This window comes from Herminiimonas fonticola (assembly GCF_003293745.1).
GTDB lineage: Bacteria > Pseudomonadota > Gammaproteobacteria > Burkholderiales > Burkholderiaceae_D > Oxalicibacterium > Oxalicibacterium fonticola.
In genome coordinates, this window is the sequence record NZ_PTLZ01000001.1 from 511,834 (window position 1) to 526,669 (window position 14,836).

General features: G+C 51.9%; 12 protein-coding genes. All 12 read left to right on the forward strand.

Going from position 1 to position 14,836, the window contains the following annotated elements; all coding sequences use genetic code 11:
- Positions 1-10 precede the first annotated feature (10 nt).
- Entirely contained in the window at positions 11-1,528 is a 1,518-nt protein-coding gene (locus Hfont_RS02560) for an HDOD domain-containing protein (RefSeq protein WP_112990659.1), read from the forward strand.
- 75 nt (positions 1,529-1,603) lie between these two features.
- Complete coding sequence (locus Hfont_RS02565) at positions 1,604-2,317, forward strand: transposase (RefSeq protein ID WP_112990660.1); 714 nt, start codon at positions 1,604-1,606, stop codon at positions 2,315-2,317.
- 174 nt (positions 2,318-2,491) lie between these two features.
- Positions 2,492-7,180, forward strand: a complete 4,689-nt coding sequence (locus Hfont_RS02570) for a glutamate synthase-related protein (protein ID WP_112990661.1) — start codon at positions 2,492-2,494, stop codon at positions 7,178-7,180.
- 77 nt (positions 7,181-7,257) lie between these two features.
- A complete protein-coding gene (locus tag Hfont_RS02575; protein WP_112990662.1) occupies positions 7,258-8,721 on the forward strand; it encodes a glutamate synthase subunit beta in 1,464 nt (487 codons plus the stop codon).
- 155 nt (positions 8,722-8,876) lie between these two features.
- A complete protein-coding gene (locus tag Hfont_RS02580; RefSeq protein WP_112990663.1) occupies positions 8,877-9,680 on the forward strand; it encodes an ABC transporter ATP-binding protein in 804 nt (267 codons plus the stop codon).
- Entirely contained in the window at positions 9,680-10,456 is a 777-nt protein-coding gene (gene mlaE, locus Hfont_RS02585) for a lipid asymmetry maintenance ABC transporter permease subunit MlaE (RefSeq protein WP_421800987.1), read from the forward strand. Before Hfont_RS02580 ends, mlaE begins: the two co-directional genes overlap by 1 nt.
- A 141-nt stretch (positions 10,457-10,597) precedes the next feature.
- On the forward strand, positions 10,598-11,074 hold the full coding sequence (gene mlaD, locus Hfont_RS02590; RefSeq protein WP_112990665.1) for an outer membrane lipid asymmetry maintenance protein MlaD: 477 nt from the start codon (positions 10,598-10,600) through the stop codon (positions 11,072-11,074).
- Complete coding sequence (locus Hfont_RS02595; RefSeq protein WP_112990666.1) at positions 11,071-11,910, forward strand: MlaA family lipoprotein; 840 nt, start codon at positions 11,071-11,073, stop codon at positions 11,908-11,910. Before mlaD ends, Hfont_RS02595 begins: the two co-directional genes overlap by 4 nt.
- 87 nt (positions 11,911-11,997) lie before the next feature.
- Complete coding sequence (locus tag Hfont_RS02600) at positions 11,998-12,645, forward strand: MlaC/ttg2D family ABC transporter substrate-binding protein (RefSeq protein WP_112990667.1); 648 nt, start codon at positions 11,998-12,000, stop codon at positions 12,643-12,645.
- Between the two features lie 6 nt (positions 12,646-12,651).
- On the forward strand, positions 12,652-12,939 hold the full coding sequence (locus Hfont_RS02605) for an STAS domain-containing protein (protein WP_112991662.1): 288 nt from the start codon (positions 12,652-12,654) through the stop codon (positions 12,937-12,939).
- A gap of 177 nt (positions 12,940-13,116) precedes the next feature.
- Positions 13,117-14,028 carry an ABC transporter ATP-binding protein gene (locus Hfont_RS02610; protein WP_112990668.1) on the forward strand — a complete coding sequence of 304 codons (912 nt, stop codon included), beginning with the start codon at positions 13,117-13,119 and terminating at the stop codon, positions 14,026-14,028.
- Complete coding sequence (locus tag Hfont_RS02615) at positions 14,025-14,780, forward strand: ABC transporter permease (protein ID WP_112990669.1); 756 nt, start codon at positions 14,025-14,027, stop codon at positions 14,778-14,780. The genes Hfont_RS02610 and Hfont_RS02615 overlap by 4 nt, the downstream gene beginning before the upstream one ends.
- Positions 14,781-14,836 lie beyond the last annotated feature (56 nt).

Here is a 14,836-nt window from a genome sequence, read left to right on the forward strand (position 1 = left end):
AGATCAACTCATGACAAAACAAATCAGCCCATCTCCGTCAGCCGACAAAACATTGGAACTGCTGTGGACGCGGGTACGTCAACGCGGCGACATGCCCGGTTTTTCCAAGGTGGTCGCAGCGATTGTCGGTGCGATGCACGGCGATGACGATCGCGAATTCAATATGACCAAAACCGTGTTGTCCGATCCAACGTTGACACAACGCGTATTGCGTCTGGCGAATAGCGCGATGTATTCAGCGTTCGGACAAGGCATCAACACTGTGTCAAAAGCCGTGATTGTGCTGGGCACCGAAACCATTGGACATCTGGCGCTGGGTTTGAAGCTGATAGATGGATTGGCTGCCGCATCACCGGATACCTTGAATACACGCAACGAAATGAGCAAGGCCGTAATGGCCGGACAGATCGCACGACAAGTGGCTGCGTCATCGACACAAGGTGATACGGAAGAAGCCGTCGTTTGTTCCATCCTGCATTCGCTGGGACGACTGATGATGTCCTTCTATTTGCCTGAGCAATGGGGGCAGGTGCGGGCCTTGCTTGCACAGAAAAACATTCCGGAAAATGAGGCGGCGCGAGAAATTCTCGGTATAGGACTGGATGAAATCGGTCGCGCGATAGGCAAGCGTTGGGGTTTGCCAAATGGCCTGGTTGATAGTCTGAAAGACATGCCGCCGCGCATTGAACCGGGCATTTCTCATGAGCCACTTGAACATACTGATTGGCTGGCTGCAGTTTCCACCATGTCGACGCGCTGTGCCGGCGTGCTGTGTGTGGAGGGTGACGTTGTAGTGGCTGATTTGGCGAACATCGCGGAAAACTACGCGGACATGCTGGGCCTGGACACGGAGTTTGTTTTGCAGGCAATAGAGTATGCGCAACAAGTCGCGGCGGACGAAGCCTTGCTGGACAATGCAGAAGCATCGACTGGTGATGTGAAAAAACAGTTGCCGCTGCCATTAGGCAAACCGGCCGATTCGATTCAGATCCTCAGGCGCGGTGTCGGCGATATGGGTGACGGCGCGACCTCTAGTACGAATACCGGGCAATTGATGACCGTAGCGTTAGAGACAGTTTATCAAGGGCTGGGTTTGAGCCGTGCGATTGCATTTTTACGCAATCATGAAGAAGGCCAATATATTGCGCGCATGTCTTTTGGTGACGGCGCGGAAGAACTGTTGCCGCGTTTGAGATTCAATGATGCCTATCAGCCTGACGTTTTTCACGCCGCGCTGGCCAACGACAAAATGATTTTTGTCGAAGATGCGCAGGCATCGAGCTTCATCAATAAATTGCCGCGCTGGTGGCGCGATGAACTGGGTGCTTCGCGCAGCTTCATGATCTTGCCACTGATGCTGAACTTTCATCCGGTCGGATTTATCTACGGCGATTGGAGCGCTTCTTTGCCGACGGCAGAAATCGCGCCGAATGAAGTTGTCTTGCTGGACGAGTTGCGTGCGCTGATGGTGACGGCAATTGAACGTCGCGGCCATGCCGAGCCATCCTGGGCGCGTGCAATGCACTGACGCGTAATACGCTGATTCAGTCAAACGGGCGCAATCATCGCGCCCGTTTGCAATTCTTGTGGTCCAATACCGTTTATGGCCCGACTCCCACGACTCGTAATTCCAAATCAACCGCATCACGTTATCCAGAGCGGCAATGACGGCTTGGTCATTTTTCGCGATATCGCTGATCACACGGCATTCTTGAGTCGTCTGAAAGATGCATCCAGGCAGTTCAAGGTTGCTATCCACGCCTACGTTTTAATGCCCACACATTTACATCTTTTGGCCTCGCCCAGTGATGTCGAGGGACTGGGAAAAATGATGCAGTGGATAGGGCGCTCTTACGTTCCTTACTTCAATCAAAAACATGCACGTACCGGTACGCTGTGGCAAGGTCGTTACAAGGCGACCGTGATTGATCCGGAACGTTACTTCATGACTTGTTCTGCCTACATCGAGTTGAATCCGGTGCGTGGCGGGATCGCGCACACGGCGGGTGAATATCCATGGTCGAGCTATCAGCACCATGTCGGGATCAGGCCTGACCCGATTATTTCCGATCATCCCTTGTATTGGTCTTTGGGCAATACGCCGTTTGAGCGCGAGGCGGCTTACAAGGCGCGCGTTGAAAATGGCGTGAATGAAGATGAGGTAAGTCGTTTGACAGAGGCGACGTTGAAAGGCTGGGCTTTTGGCTCGGAGCAATTTCAATCTGCGCTGGAAAAACAGGTGGCCAGGCGCGTTCGCCCAGCAAAACGCGGTCGCCCAGCGCGTAAATTAGCTGAAGCGCGCACCAAAATATATTAGAGCCCATGCCGAATCCGACACAATTTGGTGCAAAACCTATCACTCTGTCCCTATTTAATTCCTCACTGAAATTTGCGCTTACTTTAATTTACTCTGACCCTAATTGTTGGGGTTGAATTTACTGTTGCGCTGCACTATCCTTCAGCCTCAACTTGAAAAGTAGTGGAGAAGGCTATGCATGCGCAAGGTTTGTACGATCCGGCTAATGAACATGATGCTTGTGGCGTAGGTTTTGTCGCCCACATCAAAGGCAAAAAAAGTCATTCTATTGTTGAGCAAGGTTTGCTCATCCTCAAAAATATCGACCATCGCGGCGCTGTAGGTGCTGACAAGCTGATGGGCGATGGTGCCGGTATCTTGATTCAGATCCCGGACCAGTATTACCGCGAAGAGATGGCTAAGCAGGGTGTAACCTTGCCGCCAGCCGGTGAATACGGCGTTGGTATGGTTTTCCTGCCTAAGGAAAACGCTTCCCGTATCGCTTGCGAACAAGAACTCGAGCGCTCGGTATTGGCCGAAGGCCAGGTCGTTCTGGGCTGGCGCGATGTGTTGGTCGACAAAGAAATGCCTATGTCGCCGACCGTGCGTGAAAAAGAACCTGTCATTCGCCAGATCTTTATCGGTCGTGGCCAGGACATCATGGTTACCGACGCGCTGGAACGCAAACTGTACGTCATCCGCAAGTCATCCGGTCACGCGATTCAAGCCCTGCATTTGTTGCACGGTCAGGAATTCTTCGTGCCATCGATGTCGGCACGCACCGTTGTATACAAAGGCTTGCTGCTGGCTGATCAAGTAGGCGAATACTACAAAGATCTGCAAGATCCGCGTTGCGTTTCCGCGCTGGCGCTGGTGCATCAACGCTTCTCGACCAACACCTTCCCTGAATGGCCGCTGGCTCACCCATATCGCTTGCTTGCGCATAACGGCGAGATCAATACAGTTAAAGGTAACTTCAACTGGATGCGCGCGCGCGAAGGCGTGATGAAGTCGGCAGTGCTGGGCGACGATTTGAAAAAATTGTTCCCGCTGATTTATGAGGGCCAATCCGATACCGCATGTTTCGACAATGCGCTCGAATTGCTGGTGATGGCTGGTTATCCAATTGCACAAGCAATGATGATGATGATTCCGGAAGCATGGGAAAACCATACTTTGATGGATGACAATCGTCGCGCTTTCTATGAATACCATGCTGCGATGATGGAACCATGGGACGGCCCGGCCGCGATGGCCTTCACCGATGGTCGTCATATCGGCGGTACATTGGATCGCAACGGCTTGCGCCCTGCGCGTTACATCGTGACCGACGACGATCTGGTTGTGATGGCATCGGAATCTGGCGTGTTGCCAATTCCAGAATCGAAGATCATTCAGAAATGGCGCCTGCAACCAGGAAAAATGTTCCTGATCGATCTGGATGCAGGTCGCATTATCGACGACAAGGAATTGAAAGATACCTACGCGAACGCCAAGCCATACAAGCAATGGATTGAGTCGGTACGCATCAAACTCGACGAACTGAATAAAGAAGCGGTCGAAGCCAAGCCGACTACGCCATTGCTCGATCTGCAGCAGGCATTCGGCTACACGCAGGAAGATTTGAAATTCCTGATGTCGCCTATGGCTACCACTGCTGAAGAAGCAACCGGTTCTATGGGTAACGATTCACCGCTGGCGGTCATGTCGAATAAAGACAAGACGCTGTATAACTACTTCCGTCAGTTGTTCGCGCAAGTAACCAACCCGCCTATCGATCCGATTCGTGAAGCGATGGTGATGTCGCTGGTGTCCTTCATCGGACCTAAACCTAACTTGCTCGACACTAACAACATCAATCCACCGATGCGCTTGGAAGTGTCGCAGCCTGTGCTCGACTACGCGGATATCGCCAAGCTGCGCAACATCGGCGCGCATACCGGCAGCAAGTTCAAATCGCATGAATTGAATATTTGCTACCCAGTCGCTTGGGGCAAAGAAGGCATAGAAGCGCGTCTGGCGTCACTGTGCGCACAAGCGGTCGATGCAGTGCAATCCGGTCACAACATCCTGATCATTTCCGATCGCAAGATTGATGAAGCTCATGTCGCGATTCCAGCCTTGCTGGCAACGTCGGCAATCCACTTGCACCTGGTCAGCAAAGGTATGCGTACTTCGACCGGTCTGGTAGTGGAAACCGGTTCGGCGCGTGAAACACATCACTTCGCACTGCTGGCAGGTTACGGTGCAGAAGCGATCCATCCTTACCTCGCGATGGATACAGTAAGTGCAATGGCAAAAGGTTTGCCGGGTGAGTTGTCGCCTGAAAAAGCCATCGCCAACTTCCAGAAAGCCGTCGGCAAAGGCTTGATGAAAGTCATGTCGAAAATGGGTATCTCTACCTATATGTCGTATTGCGGCGCGCAGATTTTTGAAGCCATCGGCCTCAACAAATCGCTGATCCAGAAATACTTCAAAGGCACCTCATCGAACGTCGAAGGCATAGGCGTATTTGAAGTAGCAGAAGAAGCATTGCGCTTGCACAAATCGGCATTCAGTGCGGATCCAGTACTCGCACACTCGCTCGACGCAGGTGGCGAATACGCATATCGCGTACGTGGTGAAGAACATATGTGGACGCCGGATGCGATTGCAAAATTGCAGCATTCGACACGAGCCAACAACTTCAGCACATATAAAGAGTACGCGCAGATCATCAATGATCAATCGAAGCGTCACATGACTTTGCGCGGCTTGTTCGAATTCAAATTCGATCCAGCCAGCGCGATTCCTCTGGATGAAGTCGAGTCGGCAAAAGAAATCGTCAAGCGTTTCGCTACCGGCGCGATGTCGCTGGGTTCGATCTCGACCGAAGCGCATGCAACGCTCGCGATTGCGATGAACCGCATAGGCGGCAAATCGAACACAGGCGAAGGCGGCGAAGATACCAAACGTTATCGTTCGGAGTTGCGCAACATTCCTATCAAGGATGGTTCGACTCTGGCATCGGTCATTGGTCACGATGTAGTTGAAGTCGACATGCCTTTGATGCCTGGCGATTCGCTGCGTTCGAAGATCAAGCAAGTTGCATCAGGTCGTTTCGGTGTCACCACCGAATACCTGACTTCGGCTGAACAGATCCAGATCAAGATGGCGCAAGGTGCAAAACCGGGTGAAGGTGGTCAGTTGCCAGGTCATAAAGTATCCGAGTACATCGCACGTTTGCGTTTCTCGGTACCTGGCGTTGGTTTGATTTCACCACCACCGCATCATGATATTTACTCGATCGAAGATTTGGCACAGCTGATTCACGATTTGAAAAACGTCAATCCGACAGCATCGATTTCGGTCAAGCTGGTCGCTGAAGTCGGCGTCGGTACAGTCGCAACAGGTGTGGCTAAAGCGAAAGCGGATCACGTTGTGATCGCTGGTCATGACGGCGGCACAGGCGCATCGCCATTGTCGTCGGTTAAATTTGCTGGTTCGCCATGGGAATTGGGTCTGGCTGAAACACAGCAGACGCTGATCTTGAACGGCTTGCGTACACGTATTCGCGTACAAGCCGATGGTCAGATGAAAACCGGCCGTGACGTTGTCATCGCTGCTTTGCTGGGCGCGGATGAAATGGGTTTCTCGACTGCACCGCTGGTCGTTGAAGGCTGCATCATGATGCGCAAATGCCATCTGAATACTTGCCCGGTCGGTGTGGCGACACAAGATCCAGTCTTGCGTGCCAAGTTCTCCGGCAAACCAGAACACGTGGTGAACTACTTCTTCTTCATCGCTGAAGAAGCACGTCAGATCATGGCGCAACTGGGTATCCGTACATTCGATGAACTGATTGGCCGCGCTGATCTGCTCGACAAATCGAAAGCGATTACACATTGGAAAGCCCAGGGCCTGGATTTCAGCCGCATGTTCTATCAACCTGCTGTTGCTGAAGGCGTTGCACGCTATCACACAGAAGGCCAGGATCACGCTCTGGAAAAAGCGCTGGATAACAAGCTGATCGCACAAGCGAAAGCGGCAATCGACAATGGCGAAAAAGTCTCGTTCATTTCGACGATCAAAAACGTCAACCGTACAGTCGGCGCAATGTTGTCCGGTCAAGTCGCGAAGAAATACGGTCACGAAGGTTTGCCTGACGACACTATCCACATCCAGTTGCAAGGTACCGCAGGCCAATCGGCCGGCGCTTTCCTCGCGCATGGCATTACCTTGGATCTGGTCGGCGAAGGTAACGATTACGTAGGCAAGGGCTTGTCGGGTGGCCGCATCATCGTGCGTCCTAACACTGAGTTCCGTGGTCGTGCTGTAGAGAACATCATCAGCGGCAACACCTTGTTGTACGGTGCGGTTGCCGGTGAAGCATTCTTCAACGGCGTTGCTGGCGAACGTTTCGCGGTGCGTAACTCCGGTGCGATTGCGGTTGTCGAAGGCACTGGCGATCACGGTTGCGAATACATGACAGGCGGCACCGTCGTCGTGCTGGGCGAAACCGGTCGTAACTTTGCTGCAGGTATGTCGGGCGGGATCGCATACGTCTACGATCCGAAAGGCGACTTCGCCGGCAAGTGCAATATGTCCATGGTTTCCCTGCATGCGGTGCAATCGGCAGCCGAGCAGGAAGACAAGGCAGAGCACAATTCCTGGCATAGCCATGTACGCGGCGCCGATGCGCAAACCGATGAAGCAATTCTCAAAGGTTTGATTGAGCGTCACTTCAAGTACACCGGCAGTACGCGCGCACGCGCCTTGCTGGATGAGTGGAACAGTGCACGCAGCAAGTTCGTCAAGGTATTCCCATCGGAATACAAACGCGCGTTGGCTGAAATGCACGCTAACAAGGCTGAGCAGGCAGTGTCCACCAAGGTCGCAGTGTAAGACTGCGTCTACAAGCGATGTCATGGCCAGCTCGAACAGAGCTGACCGCAACGAATGGTTTAGAAGGCGAGAGAAACATGGGAAAGATTACCGGCTTTATGGAATTTCAGCGCTTGCGTGAAGCAAGCGAAGAACCGGAAAAACGCACTGCGCACTACAAGGAATTCACGCTGCATTTGAGCGATTCTGAAGCAAAAATTCAAGCGACACGTTGTATGGATTGCGGCATTCCGTTTTGTAATAACGGTTGCCCTGTCAATAACATCATTCCTGACTGGAATGATCTGGTGTACAGCGGTGCTTACAAGCAAGCGCTGGATACACTGCACTCGACGAATAACTTCCCGGAATTTACCGGTCGTATTTGCCCTGCACCTTGCGAATCCGCCTGCACACTCGGCATCAACGACGATCCAGTTGGCATCAAATCGATCGAGCATTTCATCATCGACAAAGGTTGGGAAAGCGGCTGGGTTGTACCGCAACCTGCAACTGTCAAAACTGGCAAGAAGGTCGCTGTTGTCGGCGCCGGTCCTGCCGGTATGGCAGCTGCACAGCAATTGGCGCGCGTCGGCCATGACGTCACCGTGTTTGAAAAGAACGATAGAGTCGGCGGCTTGCTGCGTTACGGCATCCCTGACTTCAAGATGGAAAAATCGCACATCGACTTGCGCGTCAAGCAGATGGAAGCCGAAGGCGTGAAGTTTCGCACCAGTGTCTTGGTTGGCAAGGATTTCCCATCGAATATCATCAACTGGGCAAAAGAAACGATTTCGCCTGAACAGTTGAACAAGGATTTTGATGCGGTGATCATTTCCGGCGGCGCAGAACAACCACGCGATCTGCCGGTTCCTGGCCGCGAGTTGAAAGGCGTGCATTTCGCGATGGACTTTCTGCCTTTGCAAAACAAGGTCAACGCAGGCGACAAGGTCAAGGACCAGTTGCTGGCAACCGGCAAGCACGTGGTCGTGATTGGCGGCGGCGATACAGGTTCCGATTGCGTTGGTACCTCGAATCGTCATGGCGCTGCATCCATTGCGCAATTCGAATTGTTGCCGCAACCACCGGAAGAAGAGAACAAGCCTCTGGTCTGGCCTTACTGGCCAACCAAGCTGCGCACCTCGTCTTCGCATGAGGAAGGTTGCGAGCGTGATTGGGCTGTTGCGACCAAACGTCTCGAAGGTAAAAACGGCAAGGTTGAAAAACTGATTGCCGCACGCGTTGAATGGAAAGACGGCCGCATGCAGGAAGTGCCGAACTCGGAATTTGAAATGAAGGCCGACTTGGTCTTGCTGGCGATGGGCTTCGTCTCACCAGTCGCACAAGTGTTGGACGCATTCGGCGTCGAGAAAGATGCACGCGGCAATGCCAAGGCGACCACGGATGGCGAAGGTTGCTACCGTACTTCAGTCGATAAAGTATTTGCTTCTGGCGATATGCGTCGCGGCCAGTCTCTGGTTGTTTGGGCAATTCGCGAAGGTCGTCAATGCGCACGTGAAGTCGATATTTTCCTGATGGGTGAATCGGTTCTGCCGCGTTAATCGGTGTCGCTTTAATAAAAAGCCCGCTACTTTTCATGAAGTAGCGGGCTTTTTTACAACGCTTTGCAAAAATGCAGTTATTCAAAAACTGCATGAGCAAGAGCGATTTCTCGTTCTGAACTACAATTACGGTATTGCAATAGAAATATCTCGCTGTGCCTAATCTCGTTGAAATCCGTGATCTCCATTTTAGCTATGATGAACGTTCGATTCTGTCGACGCTCAACATGGATTTCCCGCGTGGAAAAGTTATTGCCGTCATGGGTGGTTCCGGATCCGGAAAAACCACCGTTCTGCGCCTGATAGGCGGACAGTTGCAGCCGCAGTCCGGCGAAGTGACGGTCGATGGCCAAATCGTGAACGCGATGGACACCAAGGCGCTGTATCAGATGCGGCGCAAAATGGGCATGCTGTTCCAGCACGGCGCATTGTTCACCGATATGTCGGTATTCGACAATGTCGCTTTCCCTTTGCGCGAACACACTAATCTGTCGGAAGAGTTGATTCGCGATCTGGTCTTGATGAAATTGCACACAGTCGGTTTGCGCAACGCTGCGCAATTGAAGCCGGCTGAAATTTCTGGCGGCATGGCGCGACGCGTCGCGCTGGCGCGTACGATCGCTCTCGATCCGCAACTGATCATGTATGACGAGCCGTTTGCCGGCCTCGATCCGATCTCCATGGGCATGACTGCCAATTTGATCCGCAAGTTAAATGATGCGCTGGGTTCCACCACGATCCTGGTATCGCACGATGTGCATGAATCCTTTTTGATCGCCGATTACGTGTACTTCCTGTCCGGCGGCAAAGTCGTCGCACAGGGAAGGCCGGCAGAAATGATGGTGTCGACGGATCCATACGTGAAGCAGTTCGTGAATGCTGAACCTGATGGCCCGGTGCCATTTCACTATCCCGGCACTACACTCGCGGATGATCTCGGTTTGGGAGCGCGCGCATGATGGTTGCGTTTTTGACGATGATAGGGCGCGGTGTACGTGAATTCGTTACCAATCTCGGTTTTGGTACGCGTATTTTTTTCGCTGTCATCCGTGCGTCTGGCAGTTTGCTGCGCCGGCCACGTTTGGTTGTCAGTCAGATTCATTTCATCGGTAATTATTCGCTGGTGTTAATTGCAGTTGCGGGCTTGTTTGTCGGTTTCGTGCTCGGTTTGCAGGGTTATTACACGCTGAACAAATACGGCTCCGAGCAGGCATTGGGTTTGCTGGTTGCACTGTCGCTGACGCGCGAACTTGGGCCGGTGGTGACGGCACTCTTGTTTGCGGGACGCGCCGGTACATCGCTGACAGCAGAAATCGGTTTGATGAAAGCCGGTGAGCAATTATCCGCAATGGAAATGATGGCCGTGAATCCGTTACAGCGCGTGTTGGCACCGCGCTTCTGGGCAGGTGTTATTGCAATGCCGGTATTGGCCGCAATTTTCAGTGCAGTCGGCATCATAGGTGGCTACATCGTCGGTGTGAAAATGATCGGTGTTGATGAGGGAGCATTCTGGTCACAGATGCAAGGTGGTGTCGACGTCTGGAATGATGTGGTGAACGGTGTGATTAAAAGCATAGTGTTCGGTTTTGCCGTCACCTTTGTCGCCTTGTATCAGGGATATCAGGCACAACCGACCCCGGAGGGTGTTGCAAGGGCAACAACGCGCACGGTCGTGATCTCATCTTTATCGGTGTTGTGGCTGGATTTTTTGTTAACGGCGTTGATGTTCAGCTAAGAGTTGTGCGGAGCGGCCATTGTGCTTTTCGATTAAAATGTGCGCCCCTCTTGCGCTTTGAGCGTGGTGCATGGCGAGGTGATTTGTATTGGTGATTTATATCGATACAAACGTTTTCTCCCATATTTGAGGTATCTGTTTATGCAACGAAAATCATTAGACTTATGGGTTGGCCTGTTTGTGCTGCTGGGTGCAGCCGCCCTGCTGTTTCTGGCGCTGAAGGCTGGCAACATGAGTTCGCTGTTGTCGTTCGAAAAAAATTACACGGTGATCAGCCGTTTCGATAATGTTGGTGGTTTGAAGCCACGCGCGCCGGTTAAAAGTGCCGGTGTCGTCGTCGGACGGGTTGCGGAGATCAGATTCGATGACAAGAGCTATCAGGCAACGGTGACGCTGGATATTGAAAGCCGTTATCAATTTCCAAAAGATACGTCAGCCAAGATTTTGACTTCAGGTTTGCTGGGCGAACAATACATAGGGCTTGAGGCCGGTGGCGATAGTGCCAATCTGGCAGCAGGTGACAGAATTACAATGACACAATCGGCGATGGTGCTGGAGAACTTGATCAGTCAATTCCTCTTTAGCAAGGCAACCGAAGGGAAAGAAGAGCCAAAATGAAAAACATGAACAAAGCCATTCTATTTGCCTCAGCTGTATTTCTCAGCGGATGTGCAACCACTAACGGCAGCAATGCGGATGATCCTCTGGAAGGTTTTAATCGCGCAATGTTTGAGTTTAACGACGGACTTGATCGCGTCGCGTTGAAACCTGCAGCGACTGCATACCAGGAAGTTTTGCCTTCGTTTGTACAAACTGGCGTCAACAACTTCTTCGGCAACATCGGCGACGTATGGACCATGGTCAATAATTTCCTGCAAGGGAAAGTGGAGCACGGTCTGTCTGATGTTATGCGCGTTACGTTCAATAGCACGATTGGACTTGGTGGCTTACTTGATATCGCCTCGGAAGCAGGCATTCCAAAACACAAGGAAGATTTCGGCCAGACTTTAGGCAAGTGGGGCGTCGGCTCCGGCCCTTACGTCGTCTTGCCTTTGTTTGGTCCATCGACAGTGCGCGATACCGCTGCATTGCCGGTCGATATTTACGGCGATTTGTGGACTTACACAACGCCGGTTGATGTGCGTAACGTGGGTGCGGTGGTTCGCGTGATCGATCAGCGCGCGACAGCATTGAATGCGACCAACTTGCTGGAAGATATTGCTCTGGATCGTTACACTTTTATCCGCGGCGCTTATTTGCAGCGTCGTCAAAACCAGGTAAATGATGGCGCAGAGTCGACCAAGCCAGAAGCTGATAAGGTTGTTGGTCCGCAAAGTGATGCGGCGCCATTGCTGCCAGCATCCGATACCGTCGTTGCTGTTGATGCGGCAGTTGAACCACAAGCATTGGAAACTGTCGAAAACCTTGCAAACGAGCCAGTTGCACTCATGTAGTGTAAAACGCGCTGGATGTGATGGTTTTAATCCGGCGCGTGTGTCATCCGCAAGTGTTGAATTAGTTATAAACAGAATTGGGAAAAGATGAAACTATTGAAAAAACTCATGTTCGCCGCTGCAGCGATGACCTTTGCCGCATACGCAGCAGCGCAAGAGGCGCCTGATGTTTTGGTTAAGCGCATCAGTGAAGAAGTCATGGCAATTGCCAAGTCCGACAAAGAGATCCAGAACGGAAACTCTCGTCGCGTGCAACAAGTCGTTGAAGAAAAAATCCTGCCGCATGTCGATTTTCAGCGCATGACATCACTTGCAGCAGGCCGTCACTGGCGTGAGGCGACACCTGATCAACAAAAGCAATTGACGACAGAGTTCCGCAGTTTGCTGGTGTACACATATTCCGGCGCGATTTCGCAAATCCGCGATCAAAAACTGGAATATCGCCCTTTGCGCGCCGATCCTGCCGATACAGAAGTGATCGTGAATACGCAAGTGCTGCAAGCGCGCAACGAGCCGATACAACTCAGCTATCGTCTGGCAAAATCGTCTAACAGCTGGAAAATTTACGATATCAATGTACTCGGCGCATGGCTGGTTGAGACATATAAAGGTAGTTTCGCTACGGAAATCAGCAAGGGCGGCGTCGATGGTTTGATCAAGACTCTGTCGGATAAAAACAAGAAACTTGCCGGCAGCATCGCCAAAACTGGCAAAACCACTGTTTCTGCGCAATAAATGATCATGTTTCAGCCCGGCGCATCGCTCACCTTCGACAATGCCAAAACGGCATTGGATGCAGGTTTGCAGGCGATCGCCGGCGGCCAGACCGACATTGATTTTTCCAGTTTGGTCACGGTTGATTCGGCTGCGGTAGCGACGATGCTGGCTTGGCAACGCATCGCTGTATCCAAAGCCGTGTCTTTGTCTTTTCGGAATATTCCTGCCAACTTGCTCAGCCTGATTTCGCTGTATGACGTGACTGCGCTGATCGCGCCGAATATTGTTCGCGCCGATCTGCCGCATCATTGACCTTTTTTCAGCGGTCAATTCTCTTAATCCTTCTTCGTCACTCGCTGTATAACTGCCCTAAAACGGCGGTGTGTAGCGAAAATCCAATATAATCAAGGGTTTCGCCATTCGGTCAGCGCATCACGCAACGAACAGCGATACCAGCGTTTCATTTTCCGTAAAGTGCGATTAGCCACCATGGCTGCAATTCAAATTAACAATGTCGAAAAAAGCTATCGCGCGTTGAAAGCGTTGAATGGCATTTCACTTTCTATCGAAGAAGGTGAATTTTTCGGCTTGCTCGGACCGAATGGAGCCGGCAAAACTACCTTGATCTCGATTATCGCCGGCTTGAATCGCGCAGATTCCGGCACGGTAGAAGTGCATGGACATGATGTCGTGAGCGATTATCGCCAGGCGCGCAAGCTGCTCGGTGTGGTGCCACAGGAGCTGGTGTTCGATCCCTTTTTCACCGTACGTGAAACCTTGCGCATGCAATCGGGTTACTACGGCTTGAAGAATAACGATCCGTGGATAGACGAAGTCATGCATCACCTTGATCTGACTGGCAAGGCTGACGCCAATATGCGCGCCTTGTCTGGCGGTATGAAGCGTCGCGTGCTGGTCGCGCAGGCACTGGTGCACAAACCTCCTGTGATCGTGCTGGATGAGCCTACCGCTGGCGTCGATGTGGAGTTGCGTCAGACTTTGTGGAAGTTCATCTCGCGCCTAAATCGCGAAGGGCATACGATCGTCCTGACCACGCATTATCTGGAAGAAGCACAAGCCTTGTGCAATCGCGTCGCGATGTTGAAGGCAGGGCAGGTCGTCGCACTTGATTCGACCTCGGCATTGATCAAGCGCATCTCCGGTTCGCAATTGGTGGTGCAGCTTGCCTCAGGCAATTTGCCTGATGAGTTGAAAGATTTGGTTTCCCATCCGGACGAACTGGTTCTGGGCAATAAATATACTTTGCGCGTCAATGAATACAAAGACGTCGAGCCTATTCTCGCCAAACTGCGCTTGTCGGGTGCCGTCATAGAAGACATGCAATTGCAGCAAGCCGATCTGGAAGACGTATTCATTCAGATCATGGAAGGCGAAAAATGACCGGTTTCCAGACCTTGTTCTATAAAGAGATGCTGCGCTTCTGGAAAGTAGCGACGCAAACTGTTGCCGCACCTATTTTGACCGCGGTGTTGTACTTGCTGATTTTCGGCCATGTGCTGGAAGATCATGTGCAGGTTTATCCCGGTGTGAAATACACCGCCTTCCTGGTTCCCGGCTTGGTGATGATGAGCGTGTTGCAGAACGCGTTTGCCAATTCGTCGTCGTCGCTGATTCAATCCAAGATTACCGGCAATCTGGTATTCGTTTTGCTGACGCCTTTGTCGCATTGGGAATTGTTCGGCGCCTATGTACTGGCGGCGGTCGTGCGTGGTGTAGTGGTCGGTAGCGGGGTGTTCCTGGTTACTGCGTGGTTTGCGGATATGTCGTTTGCCGCGCCGTGGTGGATTTTGATTTTTGGCATTCTCGGTGCGAGCATGCTGGGTACCATGGGTTTGATCGCTGGCATCTGGGCAGAAAAATTCGACCAGCTGGCGGCATTCCAGAACTTCCTGATCATGCCGGCGACATTCTTGTCCGGTGTTTTTTACTCGGTACATTCCTTGCCGCCATTTTGGCAAACCGTGTCGCACCTCAATCCGTTCTTTTACATGATCGATGGTTTCCGTTATGGTTTCTTCGGTCAATCGGACGTTGACCCATTGATCAGCTGTCTTGCGGTTGCGTTCTTCCTATTGCTGCTTTCGGGTCTGGCAGTTCAGTTGCTGAAAAACGGTTATAAGCTGCGTCATTGATCGTCAGCACAGCATTTTTATTTATTCGCTTATTTATTCATTTTTCACTCAATATT